Below are 20988 nucleotides of genomic sequence, written 5' to 3'. Positions count from 1 at the left end.
GAGCAAGCTCGCTCCCACAGGTTCTTGCATTGTTTCCGGTATCGCGTATCAGGCCTCCAGGCCAAGGATATCCCGAGCCACAGCCTCGGCAATCCGAATCCCGTCAACACCCGCCGACAGAATCCCACCCGCATATCCGGCACCTTCACCGGCCGGGAACAAGCCCTTCACGTTCAGGCTCTGCAACGACTCATTACGGGTAATGCGCAGCGGCGACGAGGTGCGGGTCTCGATCCCGGTCAACACGGCGTCGTGCAGCGAGTAACCACGAATTTGCTTCTCGAATGCCGGCAAGGCTTCGCGAATTGCTTCGATGGCGAACGCCGGCAGCGCCAGCGCCAGATCACCCAGGGCTACGCCCGGCTTGTAGGACGGCTCGACGCTGCCCAGTTCGGTGGACGGCTTGCCCGCGATAAAATCGCCGACCAGTTGCGCCGGGGCTTCGTAGTTGCTGCCGCCCAGCACGAAGGCGTGGGACTCCAGGCGTTCCTGCAGCTCGATACCTGCCAGCGGGCCGCCCGGATAATCGACTTCCGGGGTGATGCCGACGACGATACCGGAGTTGGCATTGCGCTCGTTACGCGAGTACTGGCTCATGCCGTTGGTGACCACGCGGTTCGGCTCGGACGTCGCCGCCACCACGGTGCCGCCCGGGCACATGCAGAAGCTGTAGACCGAACGGCCGTTCTTGGCGTGGTGCACCAGTTTGTAGTCGGCGGCGCCCAGTTTCGGGTGGCCGGCGTACTTGCCCAGGCGCGCACGGTCGATCAGCGACTGCGGGTGTTCGATGCGGAAACCCACCGAGAACGGCTTGGCTTCCATGAACACGCCACGGCCGTGGAGCATGCGGAAGGTGTCGCGGGCGCTGTGGCCGAGGGCCAGGATCACGTGTCTGGAGTGGATCTGCTCACCGCCATTGAGCTCGACGCCGACCAGTTGACCGTCTTCGATCAGCACGTCGGTGACACGCTGCTGGAAGCGCACTTCACCGCCCAGGGCGCGAATCTGCTCACGCATGTTTTCCACAACGCCGGTCAGACGGAACGTACCGATGTGCGGCTTGCTGACGTAGAGGATTTCTTCCGGGGCACCGGCCTTGACGAATTCGTGCAGGACTTTACGACCGAGGAATTTCGGGTCCTTGATCTGGCTGTAGAGCTTGCCGTCGGAGAATGTCCCCGCGCCGCCCTCGCCGAACTGCACGTTGGATTCCGGGTTGAGCACGCTTTTGCGCCACAGGCCCCAAGTGTCCTTGGTGCGCTGGCGTACTTCGGTGCCGCGTTCGAGGATGATCGGCTTGAAGCCCATTTGCGCCAACAACAGCCCGGCGAAAATCCCGCACGGACCGAAGCCGACGACGATCGGACGCGCACTCAAATCGACCGGCGCCTGGCCGACCTCTTTGTAGCTGACATCCGGCGCCACGCTGACGTTACGGTCATCGGCGAACTTGTGCAGCACCGCCGCCTCATCGCGAACTTCAAGGTCGATGGTGTAGATGAAGCACAGTTCGGAGGACTTTTTGCGCGCATCGTAGCTGCGCTTGAACAAGGTGAAATCGAGCAGGTCATCGCTGGCAAGCCCTAAGCGCTGCACGATGGCAGGGCGCAGGTCTTCTTCGGGATGGTCGATTGGCAACTTGAGTTCGGTGATTCGTAACATGGCGGGATCCGGTTCGCGGGGCGCACAACTGCGCCAGGGCGTTTGAAGCCCGCGATTATAAGCCTCAAAGGCGCAGCCCCGTGAGGCTTAAACGATCAGTCGTCGCGCGATCCGCCGAAATACCCACAGCCGCGCTGTACCTGGCCGTCGATGCGCAGTTCGGCACTCATGTGCTGGATGCTGCCGGTGCTGCTGTCGACGCAACGTTGCGGTGCAACCCACAGTTCGATGTGCTGGTTGTTGGCTTCGGTGCTGAGGTTGAAACGGCCATCGCCCAGTTGCTCCTCGACGTAAGGCACGGCCAACGGCGGCTGGCCGGCCCGGTCGAGGACCATGCCTTTGCCGCTGACTTTCACGCTCCACTCCGGTGTGTGGCCGGCGGCGCGCAGGATCAGCAGTTTGAAATTCGGATCATCGCACGCAGTGCCCGAGCGCTCGACGCGGTACAGCTGCTCCAGATCGAGCTGGCCGTCACCACCGCTGCCAGCCACAACCCGCCCGCGCACGTCGGCAAACAGCTTGCCTTGCTTGTCCGCCAGGTTTGCGGCCTGTTGCAGGACGCTGGTGCCGCCCGTGTCGTTAACCACGTAGCGGTTTGTCTGGTTGCACGGCTGGAACAGCAGTTTGCCATCCGCCGCAGTCAACTCGCCTTGCATGCGTGTCTGGCCGACATGGGAGGCGCTCTGCCGTTCACCGTCGAACAACTGGCAAGCGGCGAACAGCGGAAGCAGGGCAACGAGGACTAGGGAACGGGCAACACGCATCTTGGGGTCTCCTGACAGGTGCCGCCACGTTACTCAGCCTGACCGTTCATCACAACCCGTTATCGTCTCCACTTTGTATTGGCGCTGACGCAGGTTGCGATTTTTCACTTTCAGATGTGAAAGGTCTGACCTGTTTGCAGGCCTTCCACGCTTTTGGCGTAGGCCAATGCCACATCCGCCGCAGGAACCGGCTTGAAGCCACGGAAGTACGGCGCGTATTTACCCATGGCTTCGACCAGGACATTCGGGCTGATCGAATTCACTCGCAGGCCGCGCGGCAGTTCGATGGCGGCGGCCCGGACGAAGCTGTCCAGTGCACCGTTGACCAGTGCTGCCGAGGCACCGCTGTATATCGGATCGTGGCTGAGTACGCCGGTGGTGAAGGTGAACGAAGCGCCGTCGTTGGCGAACTCGCGGCCAATCAGCAGCAAATTGACCTGGCCCATGAGCTTGTCTTTCAGGCCCAGGGCAAAGCTCTCTTCGGTCATCTCGTTGAGCGGTGCAAAGGTCACGTTGCCGGCGGCACACACCAGTGCATCGAATTTGCCGGTCTGCTCGAACAGTTTGCGAATCGAGGCGCTGTCACTGATGTCCACCTGAAAGTCGCCGCTGGTGCGACCGATGCGGATGATTTCGTGGCGTTGCGACAGTTCCTTGTCGACGGCCGAACCGATGGTGCCGCCTGCGCCGATCAAAAGAATTTTCATGGGAGCTTGTCCTCGTGTGGGTTGAACGAGGTATCAGTTTAGGGTGGTTTTTTCTCTAGATAAGCGCACTAATAGGCAACCTTTGGTTTTCAAATGGAAACAATCCATGAGCGAGATGGATGATCTGGCCGCGTTCGCGGTGTTGATCGAAGCGGGGAGTTTTACCCTGGCGGCGCAGCAGCTTGGTTGCAGCAAAGGCCAGCTGTCCAAGCGCATCAGCCAGTTGGAAGCGCAGTTTTCCGTGGTGTTGTTGCAACGTACCACCCGCCGCTTGAGCCTGACCGCCGCTGGCGCTGCGTTGTTGCCGCAGGCCCAGGCGCTGGTGGTGCAAGTCGAACGGGCGCGCCAGGCCCTGGCGCGCCTGAAAGACGACATGGCCGGCCCGGTGCGAATGACGGTGCCGGTGTCGCTAGGGGAAACCTTCTTCGATGGCCTGCTGCTGGAGTTCTCGGCCAAGTATCCCCAGGTGCAGATCGAGTTGGAGCTCAACAACAGCTACCGCGAACTGTCTCGCGACGGCTTCGATCTGGCGATTCGTTCCGACGTGGCCATTGACCAGCGACTGGTGGCGCGTCCACTACTGGCGTGGCAGGAACTGACCTGTGCCAGCCCGGCTTACCTGGAGCAACACGGTGAACCGCAAACTCCCCAGGCGTTGGCCGAGCATCGCTGCCTGCTCAACAGTCATTACAGTGGCCGCGAAGAATGGCTGTATCACCAGCAACATGAGTTGTTGCGGGTGCGGGTGTCGGGGCCGTTCGCCAGCAACCACTACAACCTGTTGAAGAAAGCCGCACTGGTCGGCGCCGGTATTGCACGCCTGCCGTCCTACTGTTTGCCAACGGAGTTGGCGGACGGGCGATTGCGATGGCTCCTGCGCGATTATCAGACCCGCAGCATGCCGATGTATCTGGTGCATCCGTATCAGGGCGGTTTGCCCAAGCGCACGCAGGTGCTGGCGGATTATCTGATCGGGTGGTTCAAGCGCAGCGGCGAGGTGTTGGATCGGCTCTAAATCATCACTCGAACCTCTATAGGAGTGAGCCTGCTCGCGATAGCAATTTCACGTTCAAAAGAGATGTTACCTGACCCACCGCAATCGCGAGCAGGCTCACTCCTACAGGGTTCTGTGTTGTTGGTGAGGTTGTGCCAGACATAAAAAACGGCCCGAAGGCCGTTTTTTTGTTTACCGCAATGGCTTAACCGCCGAGGTACGCTTCGCGCACTTTCGGGTCGGTCAGCAGGGCTTCACCGGTGCCTTGCATCACCACCCGGCCGTTCTCCAGAACGTAGGCACGGTCAGCGATCTTCAGCGCCTGGTTGGCGTTCTGCTCGACCAGGAACACGGTCACGCCGTCCTTGCGTAGCTGTTCGATGATGTCGAAGATCTGCTGGATGATGATCGGTGCCAGGCCCAGGGACGGCTCGTCGAGCAGCAACAGCTTGGGCTTGCTCATCAGCGCACGGCCGATGGCGAGCATTTGCTGTTCGCCGCCGGACATGGTGCCGCCGCGCTGGGCGAAGCGCTCTTTCAGGCGTGGGAAAAGTCCGAGGACCTTGTCCATCTGTTCCTGATAATCGCCCTTGTCGGTGAAGAAACCACCCATGGAGAGGTTTTCTTCCACGGTCAGGCGGGAAAACACCCGACGACCTTCCGGCACCACGGCAATGCTCTTGCGCATGATCTGCGAGGAGTCCTGGCCGACCAGTTCCTCACCCATGTAGCGGATGCTGCCGCTGTGCGCCTGCGGCGAACCGCAGAGCGTCATCAGCAGGGTCGACTTGCCGGCACCGTTGGCGCCGATCAGGGTCACGATCTCGCCCTGACGGACTTCGACGTTGACGCTGTGCAGGGCCTGGATCTTGCCGTAGAAGGTGGAAACGTTTTCGAACTGCAGCATTTACGCTTCCCCCAGGTAGGCTTTGATCACTTCAGGATTGTCGCGGATCTGTTCCGGCGTGCCGTTGGCCAGGGGCGTGCCCTGGTTGATCACGACGATGTGGTCGGAAATGCTCATGACCAGTTTCATGTCGTGTTCGATCAGCAGCACGGTGACGTTGTGCTCTTCACGCAGCATGCTGATCAGCGCCTTGAGGTCATCGGTTTCCTTCGGGTTCAGGCCGGCGGCCGGTTCGTCGAGCATGAGGATCCGAGGGCGGGTCATCATGCAGCGGGCGATTTCCAGGCGACGTTGCTGACCGTAGGCCAGGGTGCCGGCCGGACGGTTGGCGAACTCCTTGAGGTGAACCTTTTCCAGCCAATACTCGGCGTACTCCATGGCCTCGCGTTCGCTTTTGCGGAACGCCGGGGTCTTGAACAGGCCGGACAGGAAGTTGGTGTTCAAGTGACGGTGCTGGGCGATCAAGAGGTTCTCGACCGCGGTCATGTCCTTGAACAGCCGCACGTTCTGGAAAGTACGCACCACGCCTTTGAGGGCGATCTTGTGGCCGGGCAGGCCCTCGATGGCCTCGCCGTCCAGCAGGATGCTGCCGCCGCTCGGCTTGTAGAAGCCGGTCAGGCAGTTGAACACGGTGGTCTTGCCGGCGCCGTTGGGCCCGATCAGTGCCACGACCTGCTTTTCCTTCACGCTCAGGGCTACGCCGTTGACCGCCAGCAATCCGCCGAAGCGCATGCTCAGATTTTCTACTTTAAGGATCTCGCGGCTCATTTACGCAGCTCCATGTGAGGACGCTGCATGGGCAGCAGACCTTGAGGACGCCAGATCATCATCAGCACCATCAAGGCACCGAACATCAACATGCGGTATTCGCTGAAGTCACGCATCAGCTCGGGCAACAGAATCATTACGACGGCCGCGAGGACCACGCCTAATTGCGAGCCCATGCCGCCCAGCACCACGATGGCGAGGATGGTGGCCGATTCGATGAAGGTGAATGACTCCGGCGTCACCAGACCCTGACGTGCGGCGAAGAAGCTACCGGCAAATCCGGCGAAGCAGGCGCCCAGGGTGAAGGCCGACAGCTTGATCACGGTCGGGTTCAGGCCTAAGGCACGGCAGGCGATTTCGTCCTCACGCAAGGCTTCCCAGGCACGGCCGATCGGCATGCGCAGCAGGCGGTTGATCACGAACAGCGCGAACAGCGCCAGCAACAGAGCCACCAAGTAGAGGAATACCACCTTGCTGACGGGGTTGTAGGTCAGGCCGAAGTACTCGTGGAAGGTCTGCATGCCTTCGGCGGCCGTTCTATCGAAGCTCAGGCCGAACAGCGACGGTTTGGGGATGTTGCTGATGCCGTTCGGTCCGCCCGTGAGGTCCGTCAGGTTACGCAGGAACAGACGGATGATTTCACCGAAGCCCAGGGTCACGATCGCCAGATAGTCACCGCGCAGACGCAGTACCGGAAAGCCCAGCAGGAAGCCGAACGTCGCAGACATCAGTCCGGCGATGGGCAGGCAGATCCAGAAGCTCAGGCCGTAGTAGTGCGACAGCAGCGCATAGCTGTAGGCGCCCACCGCGTAGAAACCGACGTAGCCCAGGTCGAGCAACCCCGCCAGACCGACCACGATGTTCAGGCCCAGACCGAGCAGTACATAGATCAGAATCAGCGTGGCGATATCCACCGCACCGCGCGAGCCGAAGAACGGCCACACCAGAGCGACCACGATCAACCCCATGATGACCCAGCGTTGGGTGCTGGGCAGGGTCATGAAGTGGCTGACCTTCGGCGAAACCAGCGAGCCTTTCGGCGCTGACTTCATCATGGTGCTCCACTGCTTGTCGAACAGCACCCGCAGGAACATCAGCACCGAACTGGCGGTGATGATGAACAGCGTGGAGGTACTGGCACCCAGTACTTCGAGGTTGATGCCGGCGATGGACAGTTTCAGACCGAGTACCGGATAGGCCACGGCCCAGACCAGCAGGGCGCTGAACAGCGCTTGTTTAAGATTCCTAGTCATACTTTCTCAATCTCCGGACGCCCCAACAGGCCGGTTGGCCGGAATAACAACACCAGAACCAGAAGGCCGAAAGCCACCACGTCCTTGTACTGGTCACCGAATATATCGGCACCGAATGCTTCCGCCACCCCCAGCACCAGACCACCGAGCATGGCGCCCGGAATGCTGCCGATGCCACCCAGTACCGCCGCGGTAAAGGCCTTGAGGCCCACCAGGAACCCGGCGTTCGGGTTGATCACGCCATACTGCATGCTGAGCAATACAGCCGCCACGGCCGCCAGGGCGGCACCGATAACGAAGGTCAGGGCGATGATGTTGTTGGTGTTGATGCCCAACAGGTTGGCCATCTTGATGTCTTCGGCACAGGCCCGGCAGGCACGTCCCAAGCGTGAACGCGAGATGAACTGGGTGAGGCAGAGCATCACCACCAGGGTCACCACGAACACCAGGATCTGCATGTAGGAAATCAGCACTTCCTGTGCTCCGCCCGGACCGAAACTGAAGCTGCCCGGAATCAGGTTGGGGATCGATTTGTCCTTGGAGTCCTGCGAGAGCAGTACGGAGTTTTGCAGGAAGATCGACATGCCGATGGCCGAGATCAGCGGGATCAGGCGGTTACTGCCCCGCAGAGGGCGGTAGGCGATCCGTTCGATGCTGTAGCCGTAGGCACTGGTTACAACGATGGTCGCCAGGAATGCGGCGGTCATCAAAAGTGGCAGAGAATGGATACCCAGCATGGCCAGTCCGGCAAGGACGATGAAGGCCACGTAGGAGCCGATCATGTAGACCTCGCCATGGGCGAAGTTGATCATTCCAATAATGCCGTAAACCATTGTGTAGCCAATGGCAATCAGGGCATAGGTGCTGCCAATGGTCAGACCATTAACCAGCTGTTGGAAGAAGTGATAGATCTCAGGCATTACAACGCTCCTAAAAACCTGATACGCATTTCACTGGTGGAGTCATGTTCCGGCCCGGGCTGTGTGGTCTGTAGCCACCTTCGCACGAGCGTTTGCCAGCGAACCGCTGGTGACGGTTTTAAGATTTTCAGGTAAGTCAGCTCCCGGATCGCGGGACTCTGACCCATTAACCTCGTAAAACAAAGCCCACGGCTTGCGCAGTGGGCTCTATTACTCATGGAGCCAGTTTACTGAGGCGAAACTTCGGTCTTTGGTTTACCGAAATGCCACTGATAAACCACGAACTTGAAGTCCTTCAGGTCGCCCTTTTCGTCGAACGACAGGTCGCCGGTCGGAGTCTTGAAGGTGCCTTTGTGAATGGCTTCAGCCACCTTGGCAGTGTCTTCGCTCTTGGCGGTCTTGATGCCTTCGGCGATCACTTCGACGGCCGAGTAGGCCGGGAACACGAACGGGCCGGTCGGGTCCTGTTTCTTGGCGGCGAACGCCTCAACCAGCGCCTTGTTGGACGGGTCCTGGTCGAAAGACTTCGGCAGGGTCACCAACAGGCCTTCGGAAGCGTCCTGGGCGATTTGCGAGATGGAGTCGTTGCCCACACCTTCAGGCCCCATGAACTTGGCGTTCAGGCCCTTTTCCTTGGATTGACGCAGGATCAGGCCCAGTTCCGGGTGGTAGCCGCCGTAGTAGACGAAGTCGACGTTGGCTTGCTTGAGCTTCTGGATGATCGAGGAGAAGTCCTTGTCACCCGCGTTGAGACCTTCGAATACGGCAACCTTGACGCCTTTGCCTTCGAGGGTTTTCTTCACGGAAGTGGCGATGCCTTCACCGTATTGCTGTTTGTCGTGCAGTACAGCAACGATTTTCGGTTTTACGTGGTTGGCGATGTAGTTACCGGCGGCAGGGCCCTGGGCGCTGTCCAGGCCGATGGTGCGGAACACCATTTTGTAACCACGTGCGGTGATGTCCGGGCTGGTGGCAGCCGGGGTGATCATGATCACGCCTTCGTCTTCGTAGATGTCCGAAGCCGGTTGGGTGGAGCTGGAGCACAGGTGACCGACAACGAATTTCACACCATCGTTGACCACTTTGTTGGCGACGGCCACGGCTTGTTTAGGGTCGCACGCGTCGTCGTATTCCTTGGCTTCGAGCATCTTGCCGTCGACACCGCCCTTGGCGTTGATCTGCTCGATGGCCATCTTGGCGCCGATGAACTGCATGTCGCCGTATTGAGTGACCGGGCCGGTTTTAGGGCCGGCGATGCCGATCTTGATGGTGTCAGCTGCGAACGAATGGCTGGCAACCCCGGCCAGAACCATAGCGGCAAACAGTTTGGAAATCTGCTTAGTAGCCTTAGTCATAGTGCTCCACTCTTACTGTTGTAGTTTTTATAGTCCTGGCGCCGAAAGCAGCAGAACCGGGTCAGATATCTGCGACATTCCCCGGAAAAGTCCCTCGGCAACTGTACCGGTACAGTGTAGAGCGCCGATTGTCAGCCTGGGAAGGCGGCGCCGGGGGACAAAACCTGCAAGTGTCGCTTTATTGAAAGTAAAAGACAGAATTGCGGCGGGGTGTTGAGGGGCTTATAGCCGTATTCAGTGCATTCCCTGGCTTTCCTGCGCTTTTCATTTCGGTCACTCAATTGCATCCGGGTTTTTCTGCCAGACCACCGACGTTATCATCTACGTCGATTTCTTTTCCGGACAGTCCCATGAATCAAGAACCTAGCACCCTCTATGCCAAGCTGCTTGGTGAAACCGCATCTATTACCTGGAAAGAGCTGGAGCCGTTCTTCGCCAAGGGTGCCCTATTGTGGGTCGATCCTGGCCTGGATCTGATCGCCGCCGCCGAGGCCGTGGCCCAGGATGAAGGGGAGAAAGTGGCTGCCTGGCTGGCCGCCGACAAGCTCGCCAAGCTGTCTGAAACGCGGGCGCTGGATCTTTTTGAGCGTGATCCGCAGCTGTGGGCCGTGGTTGTTTCGCCGTGGATTCTGGTCCAGGAAAGGGCGCAGGCTTAAAGGTTGCACTTGATTGGTGCGTTCCTTTCAGGGGGAAAAGTGTGTAGCCGAGTAGCGTGATGGCATGTTGCCGTAGAGAAAGGCCACAGCCTCACGGTGACGTAAACGTAACGGGAACAGTTGAGAGGGCAACTGAACGCCTGCTCAATTGTGTCTGGATGTTGATTTGCAGTGAATTCAAGGCCGCCATCGCGAGCAAGCTCGCTTCCACAGTTGACCGCGTTCTCTCTGAAAGAATGCGATCCCTGTGGGAGCGAGCTTGCTCGCGATCGGGGCGACGAGTTTTCCCGTCTTGTTAAGCCGTCTTGCCCGTATGGTTATTCAACGAAATAACCTTGGTCTTGCCGATGCGGTGACGGTAGATCTCGCGCAGGTACTTGATCGATTTTTTCACGCAATCCCGGGACAGGCGGATGTCGTTGATCGAGACAAATTTTTCCTTGTCGTTGATCAGTTCACGGTACTTTTTCTCGTACATCGGCTTGATCGCGTACCAGTTAGTATCGAGGATCTTCGCCGGGTTCTCGAATTCGTTGAGCAACTCGTCGATCCGGTCTTCATCGAAATGTTCGTTGATGATGAAGTCGAGGATCGAGTTGTCCAGGGTCTCGTCGAAGCGGTACGGGTTTTTCGCGAAGCAGCGTTTGATGAAGGCCACGATCAGCGTCAGGAAATCATCCGACAGGCACGGGCTCTTGGCGATCAGGGTGGTCAGCGACAGGTTGGCCGAAGCACCGATCACCAGCGCGTAGCGCTTGAGTGTGGTGTTGGGGAACAGGCTGTTGAGATGAGTCTTCAACCGGTTCAAATCCATGTAGGACAGCTTGTAGTCCTTGGGCAGGGAAACGATCGACACCACCGACGAGCAATTCTTGAAGAAGTGCAGGTCATGCAGGGCCGCCGCGTCGTAGCCCGAGTTCTTGTACTGCTCCAGCGACGCGCGATAGCGCTTGGACTCGATCGGCAACAGGCTGATGCCTTCGATGGCCTGGGTGACCTTGTTGAAGTGCGGCAGGTCGATCGAACGGAAGAACAGATCGTCGATGTTCAGGCGCTGCGGCTCTTTCTCGAACACCTTGAATTTGTCGCTGCTCGGCGGCGGGGTTTCCGGCACCACGGACTCGGCGTAGGCAATCGCCACCGGGCCGGCCAGGCTCATGAACAGGTCGTTGGCGTCCAGGCGGATGGTTTCGCCGATGTCGATGCCGGCGCGACGGAAATAGTTCTGGTCGTAGTCAGTCGTAACCGCCTGCGCCGTCAGAATGTTGAAGATCTGCTGCGAGATGTACTGGTTGGCATGCTTCTCCATGGCATTGACATCAATGTTCTGGATATTGCCGTCATCGTTCTCTTCGGCGTAACGCATGATGTCGTTGGAGATCAGCATCATCGCGTTCCATGGGCGGATGCGGCCCATGACGCTGGCTTCGCTGCTGTCTTCATTGGCGAAGTTGTAGGAAAAGTCCCACTCTTCCGACAGGTATTTGCACAACAGGCGGCCGGCGTTGATGTGCAGCGCCTCGGACATTTCACTGCGGTGATCGGAAATGTTCGGCAGTACGCAGATGCCACTGGTGAAGATCGGTTCGAAGACGAAGGAGTGGCCGCTCTTGCTGTCGTGCTCGTCCATCGGTTTGGTGTCGAACGTCTTATTCATGTACGAGTGCTGCTGAGCCAGGCCGAACTCCGAGGCCATGCCCGAACCGGTGCCGCCGCCAGCACTGAAGATCGAGAAATACAGGCGCGACTGGTTGGCCTTGATGCCGCAGCTGTCGATCAGGTACGAGTGAATCATTTTCCAGTCGGGGCTGGAGAAACGCTGGGTGTCCTTGTTCAGGATGATCTTGGCCAGGTACTGGCCGAGGATCGGCGCGTTACCGGCGCCACCAGCGTGGACTTCCGACAAGTCCATGATTTTCATCTTGCTGTAATCACGCAGGAAGCCGCTTTTTTCGCCCTTGCGCGAGAAGCGGATGCGGCCGGCGATGTCCTTGTCCAGGTCGCCGAGCATCACCAGCGGCTCGACCAGAAACACCGGCTTGGTGTTTTTGTTGTGGCCCAGGCGCAGGTTGTTGCGGATCCACTGGGCCGGGCTGTAGCCCTTTTCGGCAAAACGCTTGTCAGGCGACAGGCGATCTTCGTTGTTGAATTCGTTGAGGTAGAACTTGCGAGCGTTGTACACCAGCTCCGCCACGTCCAGCGCAATGTTCGAGCCGCAGCGGCCCAGGCCGATCAGGCACACCGACGGGAATTCCTGATCGCTGTGCTGTTCGCTGTCGCCTTCCAGGTGCGGTGCGCGCGGGAACACCATGTCGCGCAGGCCGTCGAGGTTGTCGAGGATGCGGTCGGTGTTGGTTTCTGTGAAGTAGAGGTATTGCTGGGTCGCCAACGGGCGCGATTGAGTCAATGGCTTCGGTGATGACGGGCTGTTGGCCGCGGGGCTCAACGTCAGATCGGTTACCGCAGTGGCCGGGTTGTTTTTAGAAGTCATTGTTCGCCATCTACCTGGGCTGATTGGTTGGCCGACTCGATGTCGTCGAACCGTCACGGAATACAATCGCGTCTTTTTTCAGCGCGTACTTGGACCATGCCTTGGTCGTTAGCCTGAGCATTGCTCGGGGTGAATCCTTTCCTAAGTCATGATGAATCGGCCAATATTCGGTGATCTTTAATCGAGAAGAGGCAAAATGATGTCAACGCTACCTTCGCTAGGGTTTGCCGGGATCGGCCTGATGGGGCTGCCGATGTGCCGGCGCCTGCTGGCCGCGGGTTATCCGCTGGCGGTATGGAATCGCAATCCGGGGAAGTGCAAGCCGCTGGTGGAGGCAGGCGCACGCCAGGTCGCCAGCCCGGCCGAACTGTGCCAACACGCTGACGTGGTAATGCTGTGCCTGGCGGATACGTCGGTCGTACGCGAGGTGGTGTTTGGTCCGGCAGGCGTTGTGGAGGGCGCAAAAAAAGGCCAGCTGCTGGTGGATTTCTCCAGCCTGGAGCCCAACGCCACGCGGGAAATGGCCGCAGAACTCGCCGGCAAAACCGGTATGGACTGGCTCGACACGCCGGTGTCCGGTGGCGTGGTCGGTGCCGAGGCTGGAAGCCTGGCGATCATGGTCGGCGGTGAAGTACAGGATCTGGAGCGGGTCCGGCCTGTCCTGTTGAGCCTGGGGCAGCGTGTGACGCACATGGGCGGCGTCGGGGCAGGGCAGGTGACCAAGGCCTGCAATCAGATGATCGTCGCCTGCAATGCATTGGTGATTGCCGAAGTGGTCGCGTTGGCGGAGCGTTCCGGGGTTGATGCCAGCCTGATCGCCGAAGCGCTGGCCGGCGGCTTTGCCGATTCGAAACCCTTGCAGATCCTGGCCCCGCAGATGGCGGAAAACCGATTCGAACCGGTCAAATGGCACGTGCGCACGTTGCTCAAGGATCTGGATACAGCGGTGAAGTTTTCCCGTGAACAAGGCTCGGCGACACCGATCAGCGGTCTGGCCGCGCAGTTGATGCGCCTGCATGGGAGTCAGGGTTTCCTTGAAAAGGACCCGTCTACATTAGTGCAGATGTACCGTGAGCCAGGCTCAGCGTCGTGACGGTGTAGGTGTCCTTGCGCTGGTTGATTTCGTTCAGCACCGGAAGCAACTCGGTCAGCGGCACCGGCCGGCTCAGCAGATAGCCCTGAACGAAGTCACAGCCGTGGTTTTCCAGGAATTGGTATTGCTCGAAGGTTTCGACCCCTTCGGTGACTACTTGCAGGTGCAGGGTATGGGCCATGACGATGATCGCCTGGACAATTTCCATGTCCTGGGTCGCCTTGGGAATGTCCTGGATGAACGAACGGTCGATTTTCAGCGTGTTGAGCGGCAAGCGCTTGAGGTAGGCCAGGGATGAATAGCCGGTGCCGAAGTCATCGATCGACAGCGAAACGCCGAGGGCGCGTATCTGCCGCAGCAACACCAGGGTGTTGGCGATATTGCCCATCAAGGCGTTTTCGGTGACCTCCAGTTCCAGCCGGTGGGGCTCCACACCGGAGACCCGCAATGCGTATTCGATTTCATCGGCCAGTTCTTCGCGCGCAAGGTTCAGGGGGGAGCAGTTCACGGCGATCTTCAGGTCTTCACAGCCCTGGCGCGACAACTCGCCCAGATCCTCGCAGGCCTTGCGCAGCACCCAGTTGTCCAGCTCGGCGATCAGGCCATTGGCCTCGGCGATGGCGATGAAACGATCCGGTACGAGGATACCGTGGACCGGGTGTTGCCAGCGGATCAAGGCTTCGAGCTTGCTGACCTGACCGGTCTTGAGGTCATAGATCGGCTGGTAATAGAGCATCAAACCGGTGTCTTCACGCAGGGCGTGGCGCAACTCTTCTTCCAGTTGCAGCTCGAGTGTGGCGCGGGTTTTCAGGTTGGCACTGAAAAAATTCAGCCCGTTGCGACCGCTGCCCTTGGACTGATACAGCGCCAGGTCGGCGTTCTTCAACAATTCCTCACAGGTCTTGCCGTCTTCCGGAAACAGGCTGATGCCGATGCTGGTGGTCATGACCATGCGCCTGCCGGCCAGCTCGATGGGCTCCTTCATCTTCAGCATGATTCGTTGGGCCATATGCCGTGCTTCTTCACGATCATGCAGGTCGATGAGCAGGCAGAACTCGTCTCCACCGAAGCGCGCGACCACGTCCTTGTGACTGCGAATCGAGCTCTTGATGTGCCCGGCAAGCACTTTGAGCAATTCGTCACCGGCATCGTGACCAAGGCTGTCGTTGATCCGCTTGAAATGGTCGATGTCCAGGAACAGGACCGCCAGCATCCCGCCTTCGTTGGTTTTCTCGATGAGTTTTTCAGCGAAGATCTGGTTGAACCCGCGGCGGTTGATCAGATTGGTCAGCGCGTCGTAGTGCGCCACCTGTTGCAGCGACATGCGCGCCTGGTCCAGTTGGCTGAGCAGGGAGTTGACCCGTTGCAGGTCGTGGTCCTTGTGTTGCAGCTTTTTGTCCGCCAGTGCCGCGCTGATGCTGCTGCCGATGATCAGCAGGGCCATGACGGTCACGGTCAGTGCCAATTGCAGGTGGCTGTGTTCGCCGGATTGCACCGGCAGGCTGTCGCTGGGCAGCACCAGGTTGAAGGCGGCCATGGCCGTGAGGTGCATACAGAGGATGCCCGCCCCGAGCAACAGGCTGGCGCAGTATTTGAAAAGCTGATGCAGCATGCCGGTGCCGTCGCGCAGATACCATGCCAGCAACAAGGCGGCCAGCGCGGCCCCGATCGCGATCGCGATGGACAAGGCGAACAGGCCCGGATGGTAATAGACCGAGGCATTGGAGTGCATGGCCGTCATGCCCACGTAGTGCATGGTCGTGATGCCCAGGCCGACTCCGATCGATGCCTTGAGGCACCGCTGCAAGCTCAAATCCGGGAGGCTGAGGGTATGCATTGCCAGCCACGCGGCGAGCAGCGCGATGGTCAGCGAGAACAGCGTGACAGGCAGTTGGTAGTGAAGGTCGATGGGCGCCTGGAAGGCCAGCATCCCGACGAAGTGCATGGCCCAGATACCGCCGGCCAGGCATCCGCTGCCCACCCAGCGCCAGAGCGCCTGGGACGCGGATTTCTCAGCGTGAGCAACCCGTTCGGCCATGTCCAGTGTCGCGAAACAGCCGACACAGGCGACCAGATAAGCCAGCAGCACCAGAAAAGGGTCATGTGTGCAATTAAGTATGACCTGCCCGCTCTCTGGTAGCTCGGTAATGAAATGCAAACCAAGCCACTCCATAGCATGCCCCATCGTTATCCCTCAGGCCGGCGCAAGCAGCGACGGCGAATGCCTTGGAGTATAGAGGGCGTAGATGGAGCGCAAGCGGTAGTGGCACATTGGTGCCAATGATTTTGATATTAGACTAATAGCGATTAGTGCTAGTAGTCAGGCGATTTGCTTCTGAGGCGTCTCGAACGCGGGTTGCAGGGCCGGCAAACCGAAAGCGGCGCGGGCCGCATCGCAATCGGGATTGGCCAGGCCATCGACCCAGGAAGCGTCGAACTCCCGACAGGTGCTGGAGCGTTTTTCGTAAATCGAGCACTGCACCGTACTGCCCACGTCTCCGACCAGACTGGTGCAGCGCACGGGTTTGCAGCCGGTGCCGAGCATCGCGACCCGACTGGGGCTGATCTGTTCGACAAGCTCATCGGGTACCGTCCCCCCGGATGAGGCGCATTCACCCCAGAAAAATGACACGCGAAAATGAGAACAGCAGGCACCGCAATTCAGACACGGACTGGCTTCGGACATGGGCGATTATCTAAGGAGGAGTGGAGACACAGGGGGGGAAACAAGGCCGCTATTCTAGGCTTCGCCAACGGCTTGGGAAGGGGGGCTCAAAGGTATTTTTCATCGACCGGACGGGCTGCGAAATACCCGCTCCGCGAAAGCTCCTACAAGTTGCGTCCCATGGGTTGGTATCAGCCTGGCGAATAATGAAAGACAGTCGTGTCCGGCCTGTCTAGATTGCAAAGTCCGGGGGCAGTGACGCCCCAAAAACAATAAAAGAGACGGACCCATGCAGAACTCGACCCAAGCGGCCAATGCCTGGCGCATTCTGTTCCTGTTGTTCCTGGCCAACCTGTTCAATTTTTTCGACCGCACCATCCCGGCCATCATCATCGAGCCCATCCGCATGGAATGGCACCTCAGTGACTTTCAGTTGGGGATCATCGGTACGGCATTCACCATCGTCTACGCCATTGCCGGCTTGCCGCTGGGGCGCATGGCCGATACCGGCTCGCGCAGCAAGCTGATGGGCTGGGGGCTGGCGGTGTGGAGCGGGTTGACGGCCGTCAACGGCATGGTGGGCAGTTTCTGGAGCTTCCTGATCGTGCGCATGGGCATTGGCATCGGCGAGGCTAGTTATGCGCCGGCCGCCAATTCGCTGATCGGCGACTTGTTTCCGGCTCACCGCCGGGCGCGGGCCATGGGGGTCTTCATGCTGGGGCTGCCATTGGGGCTGTTGCTGGCGTTCTTCACCATCGGCGCGATGGTCAAGGCCTTCGATAGCTGGCGTGCGCCATTCTTTATCGCGGCGGTGCCCGGGCTGATCCTGGCGATCTTCATGTTTTTCATCAAGGAACCGAAACGCGGCGCTGCCGAGAGCGTTCAGGTTTCGCAGGAAAAAATCGATCGGCCGATCCGGCGGGTACTGGCTGTGCCAACCTTCCTGTGGCTGGTGATGGCCGGTCTGTGTTTCAACTTCGCCACCTATGCCTGTAACTCCTTTCTGGTGCCAATGCTGCAACGCTATTTCCTCATGCCGTTGCAGGAAGCCGCGGTCGCCACCGGGGTTATTGTCGGCGTGACCGGTTTGGTCGGCCTGACCCTCGGTGGCTGGATCGCCGACAAGATTCACCAGCGTGTCGCCAACGGACGGCTGTTGTTTGCGGCCTTCAGCCTGGTGATTTCGACGGTTTGCACCGCGTGGGCGCTGCATTCCGGGCGAATCGAGATCGGCGTGTTTGTTGCCGTGTTCAGTCTCGGTTGGCTGTTCGCCTACAACTTCTATACCTGCGTGTACACGGCGATTCAGGATGTGGTCGAGCCGCGATTGCGGGCAACGGCGATGGCGCTGTTCTTTGCCGGGCTGTACCTGTTGGGCGGTGGCCTGGGGCCGGTGGTGGTCGGGGCCTTGTCGGATCACTTCGCCCACACGGCGATGCTCGCGGCGGGCGCGGAGCAGATGAGTGAGGCGTTTAAGGCGGTCGGCCTGCATGACGCGATGTACCTGATTCCGGTGGCGCTGTTGTTCACCGTGGTGTTCTTGTTCCTGGCTTCGCGGTGTTTCGTGCGCGATGCCAAGCGGATGAAGGAAGGGCTGGTGGCGGTGGTTGAGCCTGAAGGTTCTGCGGTGACTGCTTAACCGCTATCGCGAGCAGCAGCACTACTGAAATTGAAGTAAATAAAAAGGCCCGCATCACTGCGGGCCTTCTTTTTAAGCAGGGTGGAGCAGGGGATTAACCCGCCACCAACACCCGAATCGCTTCCAGTCGCAGCGCAGCCTTGTCGAGCATGGCCAGGCCTTGCTCGCGTTGTTTGCGCAGGGCCACCAGTTCGCTGTCGCGCACGGTCGGGTTGACCGCTTGCAACGCGGTCAAGCGCGCCAGTTCTTCCTCGGTATCGGCGGCCAGTCGACGCTGCGCCTCGGCGACACGTTCAGTGTGGCGCGGCAGGATCTTCGCTTCACCGGCGTTGATCCGTGGCGTCAGTTGGTCACGCTGGGCCTGGATGAACTTGTTGGCGCTGGCACGCGGCACGCTTTCGAGCTGGTCGTTCAAGGTTTCGAACGACACGCGGGCCGACAGGTCGTTGCCGTTGGTGTCGAGCAGGCAGCGCAGGGCGGCCGGCGGCAGGTAGCGGCCCAGTTGTAGTGAGCGAGGGGCAACCACTTCGCTGACATACAGCAGTTCCAGCAACACGGTGCCCGGCTTGAGTGCCTTGTTCTTGATCAGCGCCACGGCGGTGTTACCCATGGAGCCGGATAGCACCAGATCCATGCCGCCCTGAACCATCGGGTGCTCCCAGGTGATGAACTGCATGTCTTCGCGAGACAGCGCCTGGTTACGGTCGTAAGTGATGGTCACGCCTTCGTCGTCGCCCAGCGGGAAGCTGGCGTCGAGCATCTTTTCGCTCGGCTTGAGGATCAGCGCGTTTTCCGAATGGTCTTCGCTGTCGATGCCGAAGGCGTCGAACAGGGTTTCCATGTAGATCGGCAGCGCGAACTGATCGTCTTGCTCAAGGATATCTTCTACCAGCGCATCGCCTTCGCCCGCGCCACCGGAGTTCAGCTCCAGCAAACGGTCGCGACCAGTGTGCAGCTCGACTTCAAGACGCTCACGTTCGGTGCGGGCTTCGTCGATCAACGCTTGCCACTCGCCATCGTCGGCTTCTTCGAGCAGCGGCAGCAGGCGTGGGCCGAACTGGTGCTGCAAGGCGTTGCCGGTCGGGCAGGTGTTGAGGAATGCGTTCAGCGCTTCGTGGTACCACTGGAACAGACGCTCTTGCGGGCTGGTTTCCAGGTACGGCACGTGCAGTTCGATGATGTGCTTCTGGCCGATCCGGTCCAGACGACCGATGCGCTGTTCCAGCAGGTCCGGGTGGGACGGCAGGTCGAACAGCACCAAGTGATGGGAGAACTGGAAGTTGCGACCCTCACTGCCGATTTCCGAGCAGATCAGCACTTGTGCGCCAAACTCTTCGTCGGCGAAGTAGGCGGCGGCGCGGTCACGCTCGAGGATGTTCATGCCCTCGTGGAACACCGTGGCCGGGATGCCGGAACGCACGCGCAGGGCGTCTTCCAGGTCCATGGCGGTTTCGGCGTGGGCGCAGATCACCAGTACTTTGGTGCGCTTGAGCATCTTCAGTTGATCGATCAGCCACTCGACGCGCGGGTCGAACTTCCACCAGCGTTCTTCTTCGCTGGCGTCCGGTTGGGCCTGGAAGCTGACTTCCGGGTACAACTCGGCGTGATCGCCCAACGGCAGTTCGAGGTATTCGTCCGGGCACGGCAGCGGGTACGGGTGCAGCTTGCGCTCCGGGAAACCCTGAACGGCGGCGCGGGTGTTACGGAACAGCACGCGGCCGGTGCCGTGGCGGTCGAGCAACTCACGCACGAGGCGCGCGCTGGCTTCGGTGTCGCCATCGTTGACGGCAGCCAGCAGGGCTTCGCCTTCGTTGCCGAGGAAACCGTGGATGGTCTTGTGGGCTTGCGGCGACAGGCGCCCCTTGTCCAGCAACTCCTGAACGGCTTCAGCCACCGGGCGATAGTTTTCGCTCTCGGCGCGAAAGGCTTGCAGGTCGTGGAAACGGTTCGGGTCGAGCAGGCGCAGACGAGCGAAGTGGCTGTCCTGGCCCAGTTGTTCCGGGGTGGCGGTCAACAGCAGCACGCCGGGAATGGTCTCGGCAAGTTGCTCGACCAGGGAATACTCAGGGCTGACCTGATCTTCGTGCCACACCAGGTGGTGAGCCTCGTCGACCACCAGCAAGTCCCAGCCCGCCGCGAACAGCGCGTCCTGGGCTTTCTCGTCGTCCACCAGCCACTCAAGCGCGACCAGCGCGAGCTGGGTGTCTTCGAAGGGGTTGCTGGCATCGCTTTCGATGAAGCGTTCTTCGTCGAACAGCGCGACTTGCAGGTTGAAGCGGCGGCGCATCTCGACCAGCCACTGGTGCTGCAGGTTCTCCGGAACCAGGATCAGCACGCGGTTGGCGCGGCCCGAGAGCAATTGGCGATGGATCACCAGACCAGCTTCGATGGTTTTACCCAGGCCCACTTCGTCGGCCAGCAGAACCCGTGGCGCGATACGGTCGGCGACTTCGCGGGCAATGTGCAACTGGTGCGCGATCGGTTGCGCACGCACGCCGCCCAGGCCCCAAAGGGACGACTGCAATTGGCGGCTGGTGTGTTCCAGGGTGTGGTAACGCAGGGAGAACCAGGCCAGCGGGTCGATCTGGCCGGCGAACAGACGGTCGCTGGCCAGGCGGAACTGGATGAAGTTCGACAGTTGGGTTTCCGGCAGGGTGACCACTTCGTTCTGCCCGTTGAGGCCGTGGTAAACCAGCAGGCCATCGACGTCGTCGACTTCGCGAACGGTCAGCTTCCAGCCTTCGAAGTGAGTGATGGAATCACCGGGCGAAAACCGCACACGGGTGAGGGGCGCATTCCTTAGCGCGTACTGGCGAGTGTCGCCAGTGGCCGGATAGAGCACGGTCAACAAGCGGCCGTCCTGTGCCAGAACGGTGCCTAAACCCAGCTCGGCTTCGCTGTCACTGATCCAGCGTTGCCCCGGTTGATACTGCTGCGCCATGCTGCCTGACTCCCACCTGAAAAAGCGGGCTATCTTAACGGAATGAGGGCTTCAGGGCCAAAGGACTCTCAGAAAAACTCACAGTCATACGTTAGCCCACCTGTGCATGACGCGCCGCTCATCGCACTAATGAGTGCCAAATGAGTCACAGTTTGCGACCGATGGCTCAAGTC

General features: G+C 59.9%; 16 protein-coding genes. 4 read left to right on the top strand and 12 right to left on the bottom strand.

What is annotated here, in order from left to right; translation table 11 throughout:
- Positions 1-48: 48 nt before the first annotated feature.
- The 3 genes from KGB07_RS13400 to KGB07_RS13390 form a co-directional block, all read right to left on the bottom strand.
- A complete protein-coding gene (locus KGB07_RS13400; protein ID WP_046041263.1) occupies positions 49-1662 on the bottom strand; it encodes an NAD(P)/FAD-dependent oxidoreductase in 1614 nt (537 codons plus the stop codon).
- 95 nt (positions 1663-1757) lie between these two features.
- Entirely contained in the window at positions 1758-2426 is a 669-nt protein-coding gene (locus KGB07_RS13395) for a COG3650 family protein (RefSeq protein ID WP_046041264.1), read from the bottom strand.
- A gap of 110 nt (positions 2427-2536) precedes the next feature.
- Positions 2537-3133 (bottom strand): short chain dehydrogenase, encoded by a 597-nt coding sequence (locus tag KGB07_RS13390; protein ID WP_046041265.1) that lies wholly within the window; start codon positions 3131-3133, stop codon positions 2537-2539.
- A 106-nt stretch (positions 3134-3239) separates the two neighbouring features.
- Here KGB07_RS13390 and KGB07_RS13385 point away from each other — a divergent pair, with 106 nt between their 5' ends.
- Positions 3240-4148 (top strand): LysR family transcriptional regulator, encoded by a 909-nt coding sequence (locus KGB07_RS13385; RefSeq protein ID WP_223465589.1) that lies wholly within the window; start codon positions 3240-3242, stop codon positions 4146-4148.
- A gap of 184 nt (positions 4149-4332) precedes the next feature.
- On the opposite strand, the gene KGB07_RS13380 is transcribed toward KGB07_RS13385, so the two are convergent.
- The 5 genes from KGB07_RS13380 to KGB07_RS13360 all read right to left on the bottom strand — a co-directional run bounded on the left by KGB07_RS13380 (position 4333) and on the right by KGB07_RS13360 (position 9330).
- Positions 4333-5034, bottom strand: a complete 702-nt coding sequence (locus KGB07_RS13380) for an ABC transporter ATP-binding protein (protein WP_046043979.1) — start codon at positions 5032-5034, stop codon at positions 4333-4335.
- Complete coding sequence (livG, locus tag KGB07_RS13375) at positions 5035-5802, bottom strand: high-affinity branched-chain amino acid ABC transporter ATP-binding protein LivG (protein WP_046043980.1); 768 nt, start codon at positions 5800-5802, stop codon at positions 5035-5037.
- A complete protein-coding gene (locus KGB07_RS13370) occupies positions 5799-7055 on the bottom strand; it encodes a high-affinity branched-chain amino acid ABC transporter permease LivM (protein WP_046043981.1) in 1257 nt (418 codons plus the stop codon). The genes livG and KGB07_RS13370 overlap by 4 nt, the downstream gene beginning before the upstream one ends.
- Complete coding sequence (livH, locus tag KGB07_RS13365; RefSeq protein WP_046043982.1) at positions 7052-7975, bottom strand: high-affinity branched-chain amino acid ABC transporter permease LivH; 924 nt, start codon at positions 7973-7975, stop codon at positions 7052-7054. Before livH ends, KGB07_RS13370 begins: the two co-directional genes overlap by 4 nt.
- A 227-nt stretch (positions 7976-8202) precedes the next feature.
- Positions 8203-9330: a branched-chain amino acid ABC transporter substrate-binding protein gene (locus KGB07_RS13360; protein ID WP_046043983.1), complete on the bottom strand. Its 1128-nt coding sequence runs from the start codon at positions 9328-9330 to the stop codon at positions 8203-8205.
- 350 nt (positions 9331-9680) lie between these two features.
- On the opposite strand from KGB07_RS13360, the gene KGB07_RS13355 reads away from it, so the two are divergent.
- Positions 9681-9986 carry a DUF2288 domain-containing protein gene (locus tag KGB07_RS13355; RefSeq protein ID WP_046043985.1) on the top strand — a complete coding sequence of 102 codons (306 nt, stop codon included), beginning with the start codon at positions 9681-9683 and terminating at the stop codon, positions 9984-9986.
- Between the two features lie 295 nt (positions 9987-10281).
- Here the strand turns inward: KGB07_RS13355 and KGB07_RS13350 are convergent, their stop codons facing one another.
- A complete protein-coding gene (locus KGB07_RS13350) occupies positions 10282-12477 on the bottom strand; it encodes a hypothetical protein (RefSeq protein WP_046043987.1) in 2196 nt (731 codons plus the stop codon).
- Between the two features lie 196 nt (positions 12478-12673).
- Here KGB07_RS13350 and KGB07_RS13345 point away from each other — a divergent pair, with 196 nt between their 5' ends.
- A complete protein-coding gene (locus KGB07_RS13345) occupies positions 12674-13570 on the top strand; it encodes an NAD(P)-dependent oxidoreductase (RefSeq protein WP_046043989.1) in 897 nt (298 codons plus the stop codon).
- Here KGB07_RS13345 and KGB07_RS13340 read toward each other — a convergent pair.
- Together KGB07_RS13340 and KGB07_RS13335 are read right to left on the bottom strand one after the other, a co-directional pair.
- Complete coding sequence (locus KGB07_RS13340) at positions 13527-15743, bottom strand: putative bifunctional diguanylate cyclase/phosphodiesterase (protein ID WP_311132827.1); 2217 nt, start codon at positions 15741-15743, stop codon at positions 13527-13529. The two genes, KGB07_RS13345 and KGB07_RS13340, sit on opposite strands and share 44 nt — an antisense overlap.
- A gap of 147 nt (positions 15744-15890) precedes the next feature.
- A complete protein-coding gene (locus tag KGB07_RS13335; protein WP_046043993.1) occupies positions 15891-16256 on the bottom strand; it encodes a YkgJ family cysteine cluster protein in 366 nt (121 codons plus the stop codon).
- A 268-nt stretch (positions 16257-16524) separates the two neighbouring features.
- Between KGB07_RS13335 and KGB07_RS13330 the strand changes: the two genes are divergently transcribed.
- A complete protein-coding gene (locus tag KGB07_RS13330; RefSeq protein ID WP_046043994.1) occupies positions 16525-17874 on the top strand; it encodes a spinster family MFS transporter in 1350 nt (449 codons plus the stop codon).
- Between the two features lie 94 nt (positions 17875-17968).
- Here the strand turns inward: KGB07_RS13330 and rapA are convergent, their stop codons facing one another.
- Positions 17969-20815 (bottom strand): RNA polymerase-associated protein RapA, encoded by a 2847-nt coding sequence (rapA, locus tag KGB07_RS13325; protein WP_046043996.1) that lies wholly within the window; start codon positions 20813-20815, stop codon positions 17969-17971.
- Between the last annotated feature and the right edge of the window lie 173 nt (positions 20816-20988).

Origin of the sequence: Pseudomonas sp. GL-RE-26 (assembly GCF_019956275.1) — a bacterium.
Taxonomy (GTDB): domain Bacteria; phylum Pseudomonadota; class Gammaproteobacteria; order Pseudomonadales; family Pseudomonadaceae; genus Aquipseudomonas; species Aquipseudomonas grandcourensis.
The sequence above is the reverse complement of the archived record's forward strand: the minus strand, read 5'-3'. Positions and strand labels throughout refer to the sequence as shown.